Source organism: Kutzneria sp. CA-103260 (assembly GCF_018263855.1).
GTDB lineage: Bacteria > Actinomycetota > Actinomycetes > Mycobacteriales > Pseudonocardiaceae > Kutzneria.
In genome coordinates this window covers 8,529,239-8,545,112 of the sequence record NZ_CP073318.1, presented here as the reverse complement: position 1 = coordinate 8,545,112, position 15,874 = coordinate 8,529,239, and the positions used below count along the sequence as shown (strand labels likewise).

The window sequence follows — 15,874 nt, the reverse complement described above, 5'->3', positions numbered from 1 at the left end:
CCGACAGCCGCTGTTTTCTCGGGCACACTGGACGCAACGGACAGTCTGGGGAGAGGATCGAGCCTTGCACATCGACCAGTGGATAGCGGCCATCCCACCGCTAGCGGTGTACGTCACCATTGGCCTGATCGTGATGATCGAAAGCCTCGGCATCCCCATCCCGGGCGAGATCGCCCTGGTCAGCGCCACGCTGCTGACCCTGCACCCGAGCTCGGCGGTGCAGTGGGAGTTCATCGCGGTGGCGGCCACGGCCGGCGCGATCATCGGTGACTCGATTGGTTACTCCATCGGCCGCAAGGGCGGCAAACCGCTGTTCGAGTGGCTCGGCCGCAAGTTCCCCAAGCACTTCGGGCCCAGTCACGTGGCCACCGCGGAGCGGGCGTTCCACAAGTGGGGCATGTGGACGGTGTTCTTCGGCCGCTTCATCGCCCTGCTGCGCATCTTCGCCGGCCCGCTGGCCGGCGCGCTCAAGATGCCGTACCACAAGTTCCTCATCGCCAACGCGCTCGGCGGCATCGTGTGGGCCACCGGCACCGTGGCTTTGATCCACTACGTCGGCGAGGCGGCGGAGCGCTGGCTGAGCGGCTTCGCCTGGATCGGCCTGGCCGTCGCGCTGGTCGGCGGCGTGGCCATCTCGCTGTTCATCAAGCACCGCGCCGGCAAGGCAATGGCTCCGACGGCCGAGGACGAGCCCGCCGAGTTGAGCTGACTCGATGCTGTGACGGGCCCTTTCCTGACGTTGAACGTCAGGAAAGGGCCCTTCATGACATCAGCGGGCGGTGCGGTTGACCGCGGAGACCACGGCCCGCAGCGAGGCGGCGACGATGGAGCTGTCCACCGCCACGCCCCAGAGCACGGTCTCGCCGACCGCGGTCTCCACGTAGGAGGCGGCCCGGGCGTCGTCACCGGCGGTGAGGGCGTGCTCGACGTAGTCCATGACCCGCACGTCGTAGCCGACGGTGCTCAGCGCGTCCACGAACGCGGCGAGCGGGCCGTTGCCAACGCCGGTGATCTCGTGCTGGTCGCCCTCGACCCGGACCTGGGCGGTGATCCGGTAGTGGCCGGCCTCGTCGTCGTCCACCCGGTGCCGGACCAGCTCCAGCGGTGTGACCCGGTCCAGGTACTCGCCGGCGAAGGCCTCCCACATCTGCTGCGGGGTCACCTCGCCGCCCTGCTCGTCGGTGACGCCCTGGATGACCTTGGAGAACTCGATCTGCAGCCGGCGCGGCAGGTCGAGCTGGTGCTCGGTCTTCATCACGTAGGCGACGCCGCCCTTGCCGGACTGCGAGTTGACCCGGATCACGGCCTCGTAGCTGCGGCCCACGTCCTTCGGGTCGATCGGCAGGTAGGGGACCTCCCACTGGAAGTCCTCGACCGGCACGCCGGCCCGGTCCGCGTCCGACTTCAGCGCGTCCAGGCCCTTGTTGATGGCGTCCTGGTGGCTGCCGGAGAACGCGGTGAACACCAGGTCGCCGCCGTAGGGGTGGCGCTCCGGCACCGGCAGCTGGTTGCAGTACTCGACGGTGCGCCGGATCTCGTCGATGTCGGACAGGTCCAGCTGCGGGTCGATGCCCTGGCTGAACAGGTTCATGGCCAGCGTGACCAGGCAGACGTTGCCGGTGCGCTCGCCGTTGCCGAACAGGCAGCCCTCGATGCGGTCCGCGCCGGCCAGGTAGCCCAGCTCGGCGGCGGCCACACCGGTGCCGCGGTCGTTGTGCGGGTGCAGCGACAGGATCACCGAGTCGCGGCGCTCCAGGTGGCGGCTCATCCACTCGATGGAGTCGGCGTAGACGTTGGGCGTGGCCATCTCGACGGTGGCCGGCAAGTTGATGATCACCGGCCGCTCCGGGGTCGCGCCGAGGATCTCGGTGACCGCGTTGCACACCTCGACGGCGTACGAGAGCTCGGTGCCGGTGTAGGACTCGGGCGAGTACTCGAAGCGGAAGTCGGTCTCGGGCTGCTTGGCGGCCAGCTCCACCACGTACTCGGCGGCCGCGGTGGCGATCTTCTTGATGCCTTCGCGCTCCTCGCGGAAGACCACGCGGCGCTGCAGGATCGAGGTGGAGTTGTAGATGTGCACGATGGCCCTGCGGGCCCCGCGCAGCGCCTCGAAGGTGCGCTCCAGCAGCTCGGGCCGGCACTGCGACAGCACCTGGATGGTCACGTCGTCCGGGATCGCGCCGTCGGTGATGATCTCGCGCACGAAGTCGAAGTCGGTCTGGCTGGCCGCCGGGAAGCCGACCTCGATCTCCTTGAAGCCCATCCGGACCAGCAGGTCGAACATCTTGCGCTTGCGCGCCGGCGACATCGGGTCGATCAGCGCCTGGTTGCCGTCACGCAGGTCGACCGCGCACCACAGCGGCGCCTTCGTGATGCGTTTGCCGGGCCAGGTGCGATCGGGTACGGAGACCTCTTCGACCAGCTCGTGGAAGGGCCGGTAGCGGTGCACCGGCATCGAGCTGCCGCGCTGCGGGTTCCACGCCGGCTGGTCGGCCGGGGCGGGGCGGGACGGGGTGCGGATCTTGCTGGACTCGCTCATGGATAGCTGCTCCTGCTGACCGGGATGACTCGACCGGCGGCAGCGCTGAACTCCGCGACGGGGGGCCGGTCTGGATCAGACCCCGCCACGGCAGCGAAGCAGGAGGGCGAAACGCACGGGCGGAGCGTAACCGCTATCGCCGGATCGTGAAACCCGGTACCCACATGCTGGGCACGATCGGGTGGGTCCGGGCTGTGGTTAGGTGGACACATGGCGTCAGGGCGCAAGAAAACGGGCGTGCTGTCCACCGTGATCAACCTGTTCGGCGTGCTCACCGCCCTGGTCATGATCATCCGCATGCTGCTGGTGTTGAGCGGCTCGACCGCCGACAACCCGCTGTTCACGGTGGTCAGAACCTGGTCGGACCTGCTGGTCCTGTGGTGGGGCAACATCATCAAGCCGGCGGGCGCGCCGGCCAGTGTGATCATCACGTACGCGCTCGCGGCGGCGTTCTGGCTGCTGGTGACCCGCGTCCTGGCCCGGGTGCTGAAGTGACCGTGTAGCGATCACCCGGCGTGGGTATTCACCGCTCGACGCCACCCGATCGGGTGGCAGACCTATCGAGCGAGGTGAGGTCGGTCATGGCTACCTACGTTCGCGGCGGCCGGGCGACGGCCGGGACGGTCGTCCGCGTCATTGGCACGATCATGGCGGTCATCCTGGTCGCGCACATCCTGTTCGCCCTGCTCGGAGCCAACCCGGACAACCCCCTGGTGGTGTGGGTCTCGCAGTGGTCGAGCGCGCTGGCGCTGTGGTTCGGCAATCTGTTCGCCACCGGCAGCGAAGCCCTGAACGTGATCTTGAACTTCGGCCTGGCCGCGGTGTTCTGGCTGGTCGTGACTGGTCTGATCGCCCGAGTGCTCTACCACGCCGGCTGATCGACGGCGCTCGGCGGGCGTGGCAGACTGCCCCGTATGGCGGAACAGACCGAGACGCACGCACGGAGCAGGGTGGTCGGCGTCGTCGCCGCCGTCCTGCGCTGGATCGGCACGATCATCGCCGTGATCCTCGTCGCGCACGTGCTGCTGACGGTGTTCGGCGCGAACCCGGACAACCCGATCACCGAGTTCGTCCGGTCCTGGGCCGACCCGCTCGCGCTCGCCTTCCGGGACCTGTTCACGCCCGCCGACGCCAAGCTCCGCGTGCTGGCCGACTACGGCATCGCCGCGATCTTCTGGCTCATCCTCACCAGCATCGTGGTGCGACTGGTCCGCCGCCTCGGCTGAGTTGTCCACAGGCGGGCCGTTCGCAAGATCAACAAGACGTCTTCGCCGGTAGACTGGGCTTGGGGTCGCCCCCCTGGGAGTGGTGGGGGCTGTTCAGAAGGCGGCCGAGCCCCAGTTCTCGGTGAACACCAATTCCGACAACGGTTTGCGGACGCGGGGAGCGGTCTCGCGGGCGGCCAGGTCCTCGGGCAGCAGAGACGGAGCGCCCAGGGTGCCGACGGCGATGGCCACCACGGCCTGGGCGGTCGCGGGCAGCCCGAAGGACGTGGCGACGGCCTCGCGGGAGAAGCCGCCCATCTGGTGGGCGACGAGGCCCTCGGCGACGGCCTGGAGCACGAGGTTCTGGGCGGACAGGCCCAGGGCGTAGTCGGGCATGGGCAGGGTGCGGCCGGTCTCGTCCTCGGTGACTACGCAGCCGACGAGCAGGGCGGAGGCGGCGCCGGCCCAGGACTGGTTGCCGGGGCGCAGGGCGTCGAAGATCTGCTGGAACGAGGCGTCGCCGCGGCGGCCGACGAGCCAGCGGGCGGGCTGGGTGTTGCCGGAGGAAGCAGCCCAGCGGGCGGCCTCGAACAGGGACTCGAGCTGCGCGTCGGTGATCTTGGCGGCGGGGTCGAGGGCCCGGGGGCTCCACCGCTCGCTGATGAGGGGATGCACCTCAAATAGCGTAGGGCCACGCCGTGATGGAGTACGCCCCGAACCACGCGCTCATCACGGCCACGGAGCCCAGGGTGATCCACACGGTGCTCGGACGCCGTTTGACCAGGGCCATGGCCAGCGGAATGAGCAGCACGAACGCGGGCAGCATGAGCCGGGCCTTGGAGTTCATCAGGCCGTTGGAGCCGAGGTCCATGATCAGCACGGCGATGCCGTAGGCGATCAGCGGCCACGGCACGCGCTGGCGGATGCTCAGGACAACAAGAACGGCGGCGGCGACGCAGAGGCCGACCGTGAGGACTTCGAGCACGGAGCGGCCGGAGGCCAGGGCGTCGAGGGCGAACTTGAAGGTGGCGGCCCCGCCGTCGAACTGCGAACCCCAGCCCCGCTGCTGCACGTCGAACCAGCCGTCCCAGCGGCCGGTGCGAACGCCGACCCAGGCCAGGTAGCCGACGAGGCCCACGGGGGCGAGCAGGGCGCCGACCCAGGGCCGCCAGCCGTCCTCCCGCCGAGTGATGGCAATCACGGCGGCGAGTCCGACGGCGGCGATCACGGCGGCGGCGGTGGGCCGGACCAGCCCGGCCAGCGCGCAGCAGAGGCCGGCCCACAGCCAGCGGCGTTCCAGCACGAACACCAGCGACCAGGCGGCGAAGGCGCAGAACAGCGCCTCGGAGTAGGTCATGGACAGCACGACGGCCATCGGCGAGGCGGCGAACAGCGCGGCCAGCACCAGTCCGAGCCGCCGGGAGCCGCCGGGCAGCAGCGTGCCGAGCCGGACCAGGCCGTAGGAGCAGGCCAGCCCGGACAGCACGGTGACGGCGAAAGCGGCGTCGACCAGCGTGGCCCCGGGCAGGTGGGCGATGAGGCTGGTGAGCGCGGGATAGCCGGGGAAGAACGCCAGCAGGTTGCTCTGGTCGTGCTGGAAGTGGGCGTCGACGAGGTCGGTGCCGGTGCCGCTGTAGCCGCCCTGGGCCAGGCCCAGGAACCAGTGTCCGTCCCAGGATGTGAGAGCGGTGGTGATCGACCGGCCGTTGCGCGCGGCCATCCAGGCCAGCACGACCAGACCGAGCGCACGCACTCCGAGGAACACCAGGGCGGGCGCGGTCAGGTACGTGACCTGCCGCGACAGGGCGGGACTGGCCTCGGGCCGGGCCGTCGTGATGGCTGACACCGGATCCCTTCGTCTGGCCTGGTGCTCGCCGCACCGAGGGTACGCTGCGTCCGGACACGCGCTGGCCCGGTCTGCGAGGAGGTTCGATCAGTGGCACTGGTCGTGCAGAAGTACGGCGGTTCCTCACTGGAGAGTGCCGAGCGGATCAAACGCGTCGCGGAACGCATCGCCGCCACCCGCAAGGCCGGCAACGACGTGGTCGTGGCGGTGTCGGCGATGGGTGACTCCACCGACGAGCTGCTCGACCTGGCCTCCCAGGTGGCCCCGGTGCCGCCGGCCCGGGAACTGGACATGCTGGTCTCCGCCGGCGAGCGGATCTCCATGTCGCTGGTGGCGATGGCCATCCACGCCTTGGGATTCGAGGCTCGCTCATACACCGGCTCGCAGGCCGGCGTGATCACCACCGCGGTGCACGGCAACGCCCGCATCATCGACGTGTCGCCGGGCCGGATCCAGGACGCGCTGTCCGACGGCGCGATCGCGATCGTGGCCGGCTTCCAGGGCGTCAGCCAGGACACCAAGGAGATCACCACGATCGGTCGCGGCGGCACCGACACCACCGCGGTCGCGCTGGCCGCGGCGCTCAAGGCCGACGTCTGCGAGATCTACACCGACGTGGACGGCGTGTTCAGCGCCGACCCGCGCATCGTGCGCAACGCCAAGCACCTGCCCCAGATCACCTACGAGGAGATGCTGGAGATGGCGGCGGCCGGCGCGAAGGTGCTGCACCTGCGCTCGGTCGAGTACGCCCGCCGCTACGGCGTGCCGCTGCGTGTGCGTTCCTCGTTCAACAACAAGCCGGGCACGCTGGTGACCGGGTCGATGGAGGACCTTCCCGTGGAGCAGGCGATCATCACCGGCGTCGCGCACGACCGGTCGGAGGCCAAGGTCACCGTGACGGCGGTGCCCGACCACCCGGGCATCGCGGCCCGCATCTTCCGCGTGGTCGCCGACTCCGAGGTCGACATCGACATGGTCGTGCAGAACGTCTCCCAGGTCGCGACCGGCCGCACCGACATCACCTTCACGCTGCCCAAGGCCGACGGCCCGAAGGCGGTGGCCGCGCTGGAGAAGGCCAAGCCGGAGATCGGCCACGCGCAGGTGCTCTACGACGACCACGTGGGCAAGGTCTCGCTGATCGGCGCGGGCATGCGCTCGCACCCCGGCGTCACCGCCACCTTTTGCGAGGCGCTGTCCACGGCCGGCGTGAACATCGAGATCATCTCCACCTCGGAGATCCGGATCTCGGTCATCTGCCGCGATACCCAGTTGGATGACGCGGTCCGCGCCCTGCACGATGCCTTCGAACTCGGCGGCGAGGAAGAGGCCGTCGTCTACGCGGGGAGCGGCCGATGAGCACCAACGGACCTGTCCTAGCGCTGGTCGGAGCGACCGGCGCGGTCGGCGGCGTGATGATCGAGATCATCAACGCCCGTGAGACGGTGCCGTGGAGCGAGATCCGGCTGATCGCCTCGGCCCGCTCGGCCGGCCGCAAGCTGACCGTGCGCGGCGAGGAGATCACCGTGCAGGCGCTCGCGCCCGAGGTGTTCGACGGCGTGGACATCGCGATGTTCGACGTGCCGGACGAGGTCTCGGCGCAGTGGGCCCCGATCGCCGCCGAGCGCGGCGCCATCGCGGTGGACAACTCCGGCGCGTTCCGCATGGACGACGACGTGCCGCTGGTGGTGCCGGAGGTGAACGCGCACCAGGCCGCCGAGCGGCCGCGCGGCATCATCGCCAACCCCAACTGCACGACGCTGTCGATGATGGCCGCGCTGGGCGCGCTGCACCGCGAGTTCGGCCTCAAGGAGCTCGTTGTCGCCTCGTACCAGGCGGTTTCCGGCGCGGGCGCGCCTGGCATCGACCGCCTGTACGAGGAGCTGGCGGTGGTCGCCGGCAAGAAGCTCGGCGCCAAGGCGGGCGACGTGCGCGAGGCGTTGCTGGCCGCGGGCCTCGGCTTCGAGGACTCCCCGTTCCCGGCGCCGCTGGCGCTGAACGTGGTGCCCTGGGCCGGTTCCTACAAGGGCGACGGCTGGACCTCCGAGGAGCTCAAGGTCCGCAACGAGTCCCGCAAGATCCTCGGCATCCCGGACCTGAAGGTCTCGGCCACCTGCGTGCGGGTCCCGGTGATCACCACGCACTCGCTGGCCGTGCACGCGACCTTCGAGCGCGAGGTGACGGTGGAGCAGGCGCACAAGCTGTTCGCCGCGCAGCCGACGATCGTGCTGGTGGACGAGCCGGAGCAGAAGAAGTTCCCGACGCCCGCGGACGTGGTCGGCGAGGACCCGACCTACGTCGGCCGGGTGCGGCAGGCGCTGGACTTCCCGAACACGCTGGACTTCTTCGTCTGCGGCGACAACCTCCGCAAGGGGGCCGCGCTGAACACCTACGAGATCGCCGAGACCCTGGCGCCCGAGTTCAACTGAGGCGGACATGACCGAGGTCGTGATGGGTGTCGACCTCGGCACCACGGCGACGAAGGTGGTGGCCACCCGACCCGACGGTCGGGTGGTCGCCACTGCCGAGCGGGGCTACGAGCTCCAGACCGGCGAGCACGGCGAGGCCGTGCAGGACCCGCAGGCGGTGCTCGCGGCCGCCACGAAGGCACTGGCTGAGTGCGTCGAGCGCACTGAAGGCGACATTCGTGCGCTGTCGTTCAGCTCGGCGATGCACACGCTGCTCGCCCTCGACGGCGACGGCGAGCCGATCACCCCGGCCTTGAGCTGGGCCGATCACCGGGCCGCGGACATCGCCAAGCGCTTGCGGGCCGACGAAGAGCTGGCGCTGGACCTGCACGCCGCGACCGGCGCGCCGGTGCATCCCTCGTTCCCGCTGGCCAAGCTGGCCTGGTTCACCGAGCACGAGCCGGAGCTGTGCCGGCGGGCGGTGAAATGGGCCGGGCTCAAGGACTACGTGCTGGCCAAGTTCACCGGCCGGCTGGTCACCGAGCATTCCAACGCGTCGGGCACCGGCATGTTCGACATGCACAACCTGACCTGGCACGGCCCGGCGCTGGCGATCGCCGGCGTGCATCGCGACCAGCTGCCGACGCTGGTCGAGCCGACCAAGGCGCTGGCCCTGGCCGCCGGCATCGCCGGGCTGCCCAGCGGCCTGCCGGTGATCGCCGGCGGCGGCGACGGCCCGCTGGCCAACCTGGGCGTCGGCGCGGTGCGGCCGGGCATGGCGGCGTTGTCGCTGGGCACCAGTGGCGCGCTGCGCGTGGTCCGGGATCGGCCCGGGGTCGACGATCGGGGGCGCGTGTTCTGCTACGCCCTCGCCGACGGTCTGTGGGTGCTCGGCGGCTCGGTCAGCAACGGCGGTGTGGTGGCGCAGTGGGCGTCCGAGGTGTTCGGGGTGCCGGTCACGGAGCTGCTGGCCGAGGCCGAGGCGGAGCCGCCGGGCGCCGCCGGCCTGCTCGCTTTGCCTTATCTGCTGGGAGAACGGGCGCCCTGGTGGGATCCCGATCCCCGGGCCGTGCTGGTCGGGCTGCGCCGGGAACACGGCCGGGCCGTGATCACCCGGGCCATGATCGAGGGCGTCGCGCAGCAGTTGGCCCTGGTGCTGGACGCCGTGCGCGACGCGGGCACGAGCGTGCACGAGATCCGCGCCACCGGCGGGGCCTTCCGCGGTCCACTGTGGAAGTCAGTGATAGCAGCGGCTTTCGGCCACGAACTGTCCTTTGTGGAGGGTAACGAGGGCTCCGGGGTGGGCGCGGGCCTGCTGGGCTGGCGAGCCCTCGGCGAGCTGCCCGCCCTCGACGCGGCCGCCGACCTGGTGACGCCGGTCAGCTCGGTCGCGCCGGAGGAGTTCGCCAGCCGCCGGATGGCCCGCAACCGCCCGGCGCTGGAACGGATCTACGACGCGCTCAGGGAGTTGGACGGCTGAGGCTCGCTGAGCTTGCGGCCACCCAGCGCCACCCCGACCGCCGTGCCCAGCAGGCCGACCACGCCGGCGGCGGCGAAACCCCACGCTGGCGCGGAGTTATCCATCACGTAGCCGATCAGCGGCGCGCCGATCGCCGCGCCGGTGGTGAACGCCGACTGGTAGACGCCCATCACCGTGCCGCGCACCGACTCCGGCGCCAGCCGGGTGACCGCCTCCGAAGTGGACGCGAAGGTGGGCGCGCACAGCAGGCCGCTGGGCACCAGGGCCAGCGAGAGCATCCACCACTGGCCGCCGAAGAAGCCGACCGGCAGGGTCAGCACGCCGATCAGGCTGATCAGCACGATCAGCGGCAGTGGCCGCGACACCGCACCGTGCACGACGCCGCCGACGATCGAGGCCAGGCACCACACCGCCATCACCATCCCGGCCCAGTCCACCTGGCCGACCTCCCGCAGCACGGCCACGATCGCCACCTCGGAGCCGGCCATGATCAGCACCATCGCGGCCGCGATGACCAGCGCCGCGATCATCGGCCCGCGCAGCCACGACCGCACCGGCACGTGCTCGTGATGCTCGGCCGCGCCGGACTTCACCGGCGGGTCGAACAGGTACAGCCAGCCGCCCATGACCACGATCGCCAAGCCGACGATGAGCATCGCCGCCGTCGAGGACACCGCCGTGGTGATGAACACGCCGGCGGCCGGGCCGACCATGTACGAGAACTCGGTCAGGATCGAGTCCAGCGAGAACGCCGGCCGGCGGTAGCTGTCGTCCGTGGGCAGCACAGCGGCCATGGCCTGCCGGGCGATCGACATCACCGGCAGCGCCAGCACGCCGGCGACCAGGGCTAACGGGATCAGGCCCCAGAACGGCAGCCACGGCGCGGACGCCCAGAACACGCCGGTCGCCACGGTGGTGAGCAACACCACCTGCCGCAGGCCGCGGCGGTCCAGTAGCCGGCCGATCAGCGGGCCGCCCAGCGCCATGCCGATCGTGGTCGCGGCGGCCACCACACCCGCCTCGCCGTAGCCGCGGCCGAGGCCGAGCACCACGTGCAGGGTGATGGTCACGCCGGAGGCGGCCAGCGGGATGCGAGCCAACCCGGTGACCAGCAACAGCGTGCGCACTCCGGGGAGGGCCGTCACCCGGCCGTAGGACGTCAGGACCACACGCCGACTTCACTAGGTACACAGCCGTCGGCGCAACCGAATTCTTGTCTGATTCCAGAAAGCGTGGTGAGCTGGTCTGGACATGGATACCGACGGATCACGCGTGGAGACCCTGCGGCGCCAGCTGCGCACCGCGGGGTTACGGGTGACCGCGCCCCGGCTGGCCGTCCTGGAATGGCTGGCCGGCCACCCGCACACCACCGCCGACCAGGTGAGCACCGGCGTGCGGGACCAGATCGGCTCGGTGTCCACGCAGGCCGTGTACGACGTGCTCAACGCCTGCGTGCGCGCCGACCTGGTGCGTAAGATCGAGCCCGCCGGCTCGCCGGCCCGGTTCGAGACGCGCACCGGTGACAACCATCACCACATGGTGTGCCGCGGCTGCGGCCGCACCGAGGACGTGGACTGCGTGGTCGGCCCGGCTCCGTGCCTGGAGCCGTCCGACTCGAAGGGCTTCGCGATCGCCGAGGCCGAGGTGGTGTTCTGGGGCTACTGCCCGGACTGCCAGCTGGCTCAGGCCAGCCACTCGCCGACCGGGTAGCCGTTCAGCTCCTCGGCGTTGACCGCCTTGCGCCGCGGCCGGCCGTTGCGGCCGATGGCCAGCCCGGTCCGCAGCGCGCTGGCCGCCTCCAGGGTTGCCTCCTTGAAGCCGCGCCCCAGCCCGGTCATGCTCGCGAAACCGTGGAACAGGCCCTCGTGCCGACGCAGCACAACCGGCACGCCGGCCTCCGCGACCCGGCGGGCGAACAGTTCGCCCTCGTCGCGCAGCGGGTCGAAGCCGGCCGTCGCGATGTAGGTCGGCGGCAGGCCACTGAGGTCTTCGGCCAGCAGCGGCGACACCCGTGGGTCCGGCCGGACGTCCGGGTCCGGCACGTAGCGCTCCATGAACCAGTCCATGCCGGCGTCGGTGAGGAAGTAGCCGTCGGCGAACAAGTCCCGCGAGCGGCGGCGGGTCGTGGCGTCCACGGTCGGGTAGAGCAGCAGCAGGAACACCGGGCGGGCGTTGCCCGAGGCCACCTGCAACGCCGTGACGGCGGCCAGGTTGCCGCCCGCGCTGTCGCCGCCCAGGGCGATCAGCTTCGGGTCCGCGCCGAGTGCGGTGGCCTCGGCCGCGGCCCACTTGAACGCGGTCAGGCAGTCGTCGACCGCCGCCGGGAACGGGTCCTCCGGGGCGAGCCGGTAGCCGACCGACAGCACCCGCACGCCGGCGTTGCGGGCGAGGAACCGGCACAGCTGGTCGTGGCTGTCGATGTCGCCGATGACAAAACCGCCGCCGTGGAAGAAGACCAGCAGCGGGGAGCCCTCCGGCAGCTCGCCCGGACGGTACAGGCGGGCCGGGATGTCGTTGGGCAGCAGCAGATCCTTGGTCGTGACCGGCTCGATGGTCGGACCGCCGACGAGTTCGCGGCCGCCGCGGATCGAGGCCCGAGCCGCCGCCACGCTCGTGCCGTGCAGCTCCGTGCCGGTCAGCTGCTGCATCTTCAGCAGCAGCTGCGCGTCCACGTCCAGAGTCTGGCCGTCGAGTCGGACCGGCGTGCCGGCCAGCAGCCGCCGCACCGGCGTGGGCAGGGCGAACAGCGCCCGCAACATCTTGGCCTGCCAGTGGAGCGGGACGGACTGCGCGAGGCTCGCCATGATTGAGGACACTACCGGCGGGTAGGGTCCAAGGCGAGAGAACTTGACCTCTACCGCGCTGTAGCTCGTACCGTGGACGTATGACGGTGACGGTGGTGGGGATCGGCGGCTCGCTGCGGGCCGACTCGCAGTCCGAACGGGCGCTGCACGTGGCGTTGTCGGGCGCGCAGGAGGCGGGCGCGAAGACCATCGCCATCACCGGAACCGACCTGATCCTGCCGTTCTACGACCCGGCCGTGCCCGAGCGCCCCGAGGCGGCGCAGCGGCTGATCGAGCTGCTGCGCGAGGCCGACGGCGTGGTGCTGGTCTCGCCCGGCTACCACGGCTCGCTGTCCGGGCTGGTCAAGAACGCCCTGGACTACGTGCAGGACCTCAGCGGCGATCCGCACCCGTACCTGGACGGCCGCGCGGTCGGCTGCGTGACCAGCGCCATGGGCTGGCAGGCGGCCGTGAGCACGCTGACCGCGCTTCGCTCGATCGTGCACTCCTTGCGTGGCTGGCCGACGCCGCTGGGCGTGCCGCTGAACACTGCGGAAGTGCGCTTCGAGGCCGACGGCACCTGCTCCGATCAGCGGGCGTACGACTCGTTGCGGCTGGTCGGCCGGCAGGTCGCGGAGTTCGCCCTCGGTGAGGTCGGTCACCACCGGCTTCATTGAGCCGCGCCGAGGCGTTGTACCCATCAGTAACTTCAACGTTGAGGAGAAGACGATGGCAGCGCTGTACACCGCCGAGGCGATCGCGATCGGCGAGGGCCGCAACGGGGAGGTCCGCTCCTCCGACGGCGTGATCGACGAGGTGCTGTCGATCCCGAAGGAGCTCGGCGGCCCCGGCGGTGACAAGACCAACCCGGAGCAGCTGTTCGCCGCCGGCTACGCGGCCTGCTTCCACAGCGCGATGCAGGCGGTCGCCCGCACCCAGAAGATCAAGCTGCCGGAGACGTCCATCACCGCCAAGGTGAGCCTGCTGCCGCTGGACGGCGGGGCCTTCACCCTGGCCGTGGAGCTGTCCGCGCACGTGCCCGGCTTCGAGCAGGGCGCCGCTGACCAGCTGGTCGCCGCCGCGCACCAGGTGTGCCCGTACTCCAACGCCACCCGCGGCAACATCGAGGTGACGGTCAACGCGACCGTCTGAGTTTTCGGCCCACGCCTCCTCGGGTAGTCGATTCGTATCCGACCCCGAGGAGGCAGTTATGAGCAAGGCTCCCATAACCAGTCCGCTCGACGCCAAGGCGCGCGAGGAGACCGGTCAGGTGTTGCAGGAGGCGCTGGTCGACCTGATCGACCTGTCCCTGGTGGCCAAGCAGGCGCACTGGAACGTGGTGGGCCGCAACTTCCGCAGCGTGCACCTCCAGTTGGACGAGCTGGTCGCCGCGGCCCGTGAGTACACCGACCAGGTCGCGGAGCGCGCCTCCGCCATCGGAGTGTCCCCGGACGGCCGGGCCGCCACCGTGGCCAAGCGCTCCGGCGTGCCGGAGTTCGCCACCGGCTGGCGTGACGACGAGGCCGTGGCCACCGCCGTCACCGCCACCCTGGGCGAGGTCGTGCAGCGCATGCGGGCGCGGATCCAGATCACCGACGACACCGACCTGGTGACCCAGGACCTGATCATCGAGCTGACCGCCAGGCTGGAAGAGGCCCACTGGATGTGGCAGGCCCAGCTGGCCTGACCGGGTTCGGGTGTCTCCAAGACCCACACACCGGGGCGGCTATGGTCTTGGAGACACCCAAACCCTGATGTCAGAGGCCCAGCGCGCGGCGGGTGAAGTCCACCTCGATGGCCGTCTGCTTGATCGTCTCGGCCACCACCAGCGACCCATGGCCGGCCTCGTAGCGGTAGACCTCGTACGGCGCCTTCCGGTCGGCCAGCCGGTCCAGGTAGTTGTCGATCTGGCGGATCGGGCACCGCGGGTCGTTCTCACCGGCCAGCACGATCACCGGCGCGTCAACCTCGTCGACGTAGGTCAGCGGCGAGCACTCCCGGTACAGCTCGGGCAGCTCCTGCGGGGAGCCGCCGAACAGCGCCCGGTCGAAGGCCCGTAGCGGCTCCATCTCGTCCTCGTAGGCCGCGACATAGTCCGCCACTGGCACGCCCGCGACGCCCGCCGCCCAGCGCTTCGGTTGCACGCCAAGGGCCAGCAGCGTCAGGTACCCGCCCCAGGACGCCCCGTTGATCACGCACTTGGCCGGGTCCGACAGCCCCGACTCGACCGCCCACTCATGCACCGCGGCGATGTCTTCCAGCTCCGTCAGCCCCGGTCGGCCCTCGATCGCGTCCCGCCACGCCGAGCCGTAGCCCGTCGATCCGCGGTAGTTCACGTGCACCACCGCGAACCCCGCGTCCAGCCACACCGCCCGATAGGCCGAGAACCGGTCCTCGTCGTTGGCGTGCGGACCGCCGTGGATGGAGAAAACCGTTGGCAGCGGACCATCTCCGGCGTTCTCCGGCCGTGCGATCAACGCGTGCACGTCGCCGACGAACGCGTCTTCCAACGGCCGCGACGACGGCGCCTTGTCTCCCGGTGGCGTCAGCAGCACCCGGTCCCCGTCGGCGCTCAACGTCCGCACCGCCGACGGGTGCTCCGCCGACGACCAGGAGTACTCCACCGCCCCGTCCGGGCGTGCCCCCGCGCCGCCGATCGTCCCCTTAGGAGTGTCCAAAGTGGACAGCTCGCCGCTGGCGATGTCGTACCGGTGCAACGAAGTCCGCGACTGGTAGCTGTGCACGATCAGCAACGCCTGACCGTCCCGATACCAGTCCGCCGCCAGTTCTCCCGGCAGGTCCAGCCGAATCTCCGTCTCGCTGTCGGCTTCGACGTCCCAGATCAGCAGCTCTTCCTTGCCCCGCCGCTCATGCAACACGAGCAGCCGCGGGTCACCGGCTATCGGGCTGAACGAGATCCCGTCCAGCCCCTTGCCCTTCCCGTCCCACTTCTCCGCCACCACAGCGCCATCCGCGGTCTTCACGATCCGCAGTGCCGGGTGCCGGCTGTCCCCGTGCTCCGAGTGCGAGATCGCCAGCAGCCGTTCGTCCCGCGACAGGCTGGCCACCCCACCGTCGTTCTCGTTGACGTAGATGACCTCCGGCTTCCCGCCCCGGGTCACCCAGATCGTCGTCCCGTCATCGGTCGACGCCCCCACCGCGATCCTGCTGCGCCCGACCTCCAGCCCAGCCGGATACCCGTCGTGCACCCCTTCCAACGCCGCCCGGGACTCCCCACCCCCGTACGGCTCCACCACCCAGCTGCCGAACTCATCGCCATCCGTGTCGTTGAACCACCAGACCTGTTCCCCGTCCGGGCTCAACGTGGCGTGCAACGTCCCGTTCGGCCGGTCCGTCACCTGCCGATGCTCATCGCTCGCCCGATCCCACGCGTACACCTCCCACACCCCGCTGGCGTTGGAGACGTACAACGACCGCTCCGGCGCGTCTTCCGCCCAATCCGGCAGCGACACCCGCCGGGCCTCAAACCTCGCCCGCCAACGCCCCTCTGCCTCGGGGTCCTCGAACAGCCGCTCCGGCACGCGTGCAACAGGATGGTTCGTCACCCTCCGATCCTGTCACGGATAGCCGCTGACCGGCCCCTGAGACGACCGAC

At 70.5% G+C, this 15,874-nt stretch carries 17 protein-coding genes; 11 read left to right on the top strand and 6 right to left on the bottom strand.

Annotated features, from left to right (window positions below; all coding sequences use genetic code 11):
- The first annotated feature begins 64 nt into the window (after nt 1–64).
- Nucleotides 65–709, top strand: a complete 645-nt coding sequence (locus tag JJ691_RS37635) for a DedA family protein (protein WP_211764276.1) — start codon at nt 65–67, stop codon at nt 707–709.
- Between the two features lie 60 nt (nt 710–769).
- On the opposite strand, the gene leuA is transcribed toward JJ691_RS37635, so the two are convergent.
- Entirely contained in the window at nt 770–2,539 is a 1,770-nt protein-coding gene (gene leuA, locus JJ691_RS37630; RefSeq protein ID WP_211764275.1) for a 2-isopropylmalate synthase, read from the bottom strand.
- A gap of 210 nt (nt 2,540–2,749) precedes the next feature.
- Between leuA and JJ691_RS37625 the strand changes: the two genes are divergently transcribed.
- The 3 genes from JJ691_RS37625 (at nt 2,750) to JJ691_RS37615 (ending at nt 3,765) form a co-directional block, all read left to right on the top strand.
- On the top strand, nt 2,750–3,034 hold the full coding sequence (locus JJ691_RS37625; RefSeq protein WP_211764274.1) for a hypothetical protein: 285 nt from the start codon (nt 2,750–2,752) through the stop codon (nt 3,032–3,034).
- An 86-nt stretch (nt 3,035–3,120) separates the two neighbouring features.
- On the top strand, nt 3,121–3,417 hold the full coding sequence (locus JJ691_RS37620) for a hypothetical protein (RefSeq protein ID WP_211764273.1): 297 nt from the start codon (nt 3,121–3,123) through the stop codon (nt 3,415–3,417).
- A 36-nt stretch (nt 3,418–3,453) separates the two neighbouring features.
- Entirely contained in the window at nt 3,454–3,765 is a 312-nt protein-coding gene (locus JJ691_RS37615) for a YggT family protein (protein WP_211764272.1), read from the top strand.
- Nucleotides 3,766–3,858: 93 nt separating this feature from the next.
- Here JJ691_RS37615 and JJ691_RS37610 read toward each other — a convergent pair whose 3' ends face one another.
- Together JJ691_RS37610 and JJ691_RS37605 are read right to left on the bottom strand one after the other, a co-directional pair.
- Entirely contained in the window at nt 3,859–4,419 is a 561-nt protein-coding gene (locus JJ691_RS37610) for a nitroreductase family protein (RefSeq protein ID WP_211764271.1), read from the bottom strand.
- 1 nt (nt 4,420) lies between these two features.
- Nucleotides 4,421–5,590 carry a glycosyltransferase 87 family protein gene (locus JJ691_RS37605; RefSeq protein WP_249227272.1) on the bottom strand — a complete coding sequence of 390 codons (1,170 nt, stop codon included), beginning with the start codon at nt 5,588–5,590 and terminating at the stop codon, nt 4,421–4,423.
- Between the two features lie 90 nt (nt 5,591–5,680).
- On the opposite strand from JJ691_RS37605, the gene JJ691_RS37600 reads away from it, so the two are divergent.
- The 3 genes from JJ691_RS37600 to JJ691_RS37590 are packed head-to-tail and all read left to right on the top strand — an operon-like array spanning nt 5,681 to nt 9,475.
- The gene (locus tag JJ691_RS37600; protein WP_211764270.1) at nt 5,681–6,946 is read left to right on the top strand and encodes an aspartate kinase; all 1,266 of its coding nucleotides are present in this window, start codon (nt 5,681–5,683) and stop codon (nt 6,944–6,946) included.
- Entirely contained in the window at nt 6,943–8,016 is a 1,074-nt protein-coding gene (locus tag JJ691_RS37595; RefSeq protein WP_211764268.1) for an aspartate-semialdehyde dehydrogenase, read from the top strand. Before JJ691_RS37600 ends, JJ691_RS37595 begins: the two co-directional genes overlap by 4 nt.
- A gap of 7 nt (nt 8,017–8,023) precedes the next feature.
- Nucleotides 8,024–9,475 (top strand): gluconokinase, encoded by a 1,452-nt coding sequence (locus JJ691_RS37590; RefSeq protein WP_211764267.1) that lies wholly within the window; start codon nt 8,024–8,026, stop codon nt 9,473–9,475.
- Here the strand turns inward: JJ691_RS37590 and JJ691_RS37585 are convergent.
- On the bottom strand, nt 9,445–10,644 hold the full coding sequence (locus JJ691_RS37585; protein WP_211764266.1) for an MFS transporter: 1,200 nt from the start codon (nt 10,642–10,644) through the stop codon (nt 9,445–9,447). The two genes, JJ691_RS37590 and JJ691_RS37585, sit on opposite strands and share 31 nt — an antisense overlap.
- Before the next feature lie 112 nt (nt 10,645–10,756).
- Between JJ691_RS37585 and JJ691_RS37580 the strand changes: the two genes are divergently transcribed.
- Entirely contained in the window at nt 10,757–11,185 is a 429-nt protein-coding gene (locus JJ691_RS37580) for a Fur family transcriptional regulator (RefSeq protein WP_305875483.1), read from the top strand.
- On the opposite strand, the gene JJ691_RS37575 is transcribed toward JJ691_RS37580, so the two are convergent.
- Entirely contained in the window at nt 11,158–12,279 is a 1,122-nt protein-coding gene (locus JJ691_RS37575; protein ID WP_211764264.1) for an alpha/beta hydrolase, read from the bottom strand. The genes JJ691_RS37580 and JJ691_RS37575 overlap by 28 nt on opposite strands.
- Before the next feature lie 80 nt (nt 12,280–12,359).
- On the opposite strand from JJ691_RS37575, the gene JJ691_RS37570 reads away from it, so the two are divergent.
- From JJ691_RS37570 to JJ691_RS37560, 3 genes are read left to right on the top strand one after another with little or no spacing between them, the layout of a single operon-like run.
- Nucleotides 12,360–12,935, top strand: coding sequence for an NADPH-dependent FMN reductase (locus JJ691_RS37570; RefSeq protein WP_211764263.1), 576 nt, complete (start codon nt 12,360–12,362; stop codon nt 12,933–12,935).
- Nucleotides 12,936–12,987: 52 nt separating this feature from the next.
- On the top strand, nt 12,988–13,410 hold the full coding sequence (locus JJ691_RS37565; protein WP_211764262.1) for an organic hydroperoxide resistance protein: 423 nt from the start codon (nt 12,988–12,990) through the stop codon (nt 13,408–13,410).
- A 58-nt stretch (nt 13,411–13,468) separates the two neighbouring features.
- Nucleotides 13,469–13,945, top strand: coding sequence for a Dps family protein (locus JJ691_RS37560; RefSeq protein ID WP_211764261.1), 477 nt, complete (start codon nt 13,469–13,471; stop codon nt 13,943–13,945).
- A gap of 70 nt (nt 13,946–14,015) precedes the next feature.
- Here the strand turns inward: JJ691_RS37560 and JJ691_RS37555 are convergent, their stop codons facing one another.
- The gene (locus tag JJ691_RS37555) at nt 14,016–15,824 is read right to left on the bottom strand and encodes a S9 family peptidase (protein ID WP_211764260.1); all 1,809 of its coding nucleotides are present in this window, start codon (nt 15,822–15,824) and stop codon (nt 14,016–14,018) included.
- Nucleotides 15,825–15,874: the final 50 nt, after the last annotated feature.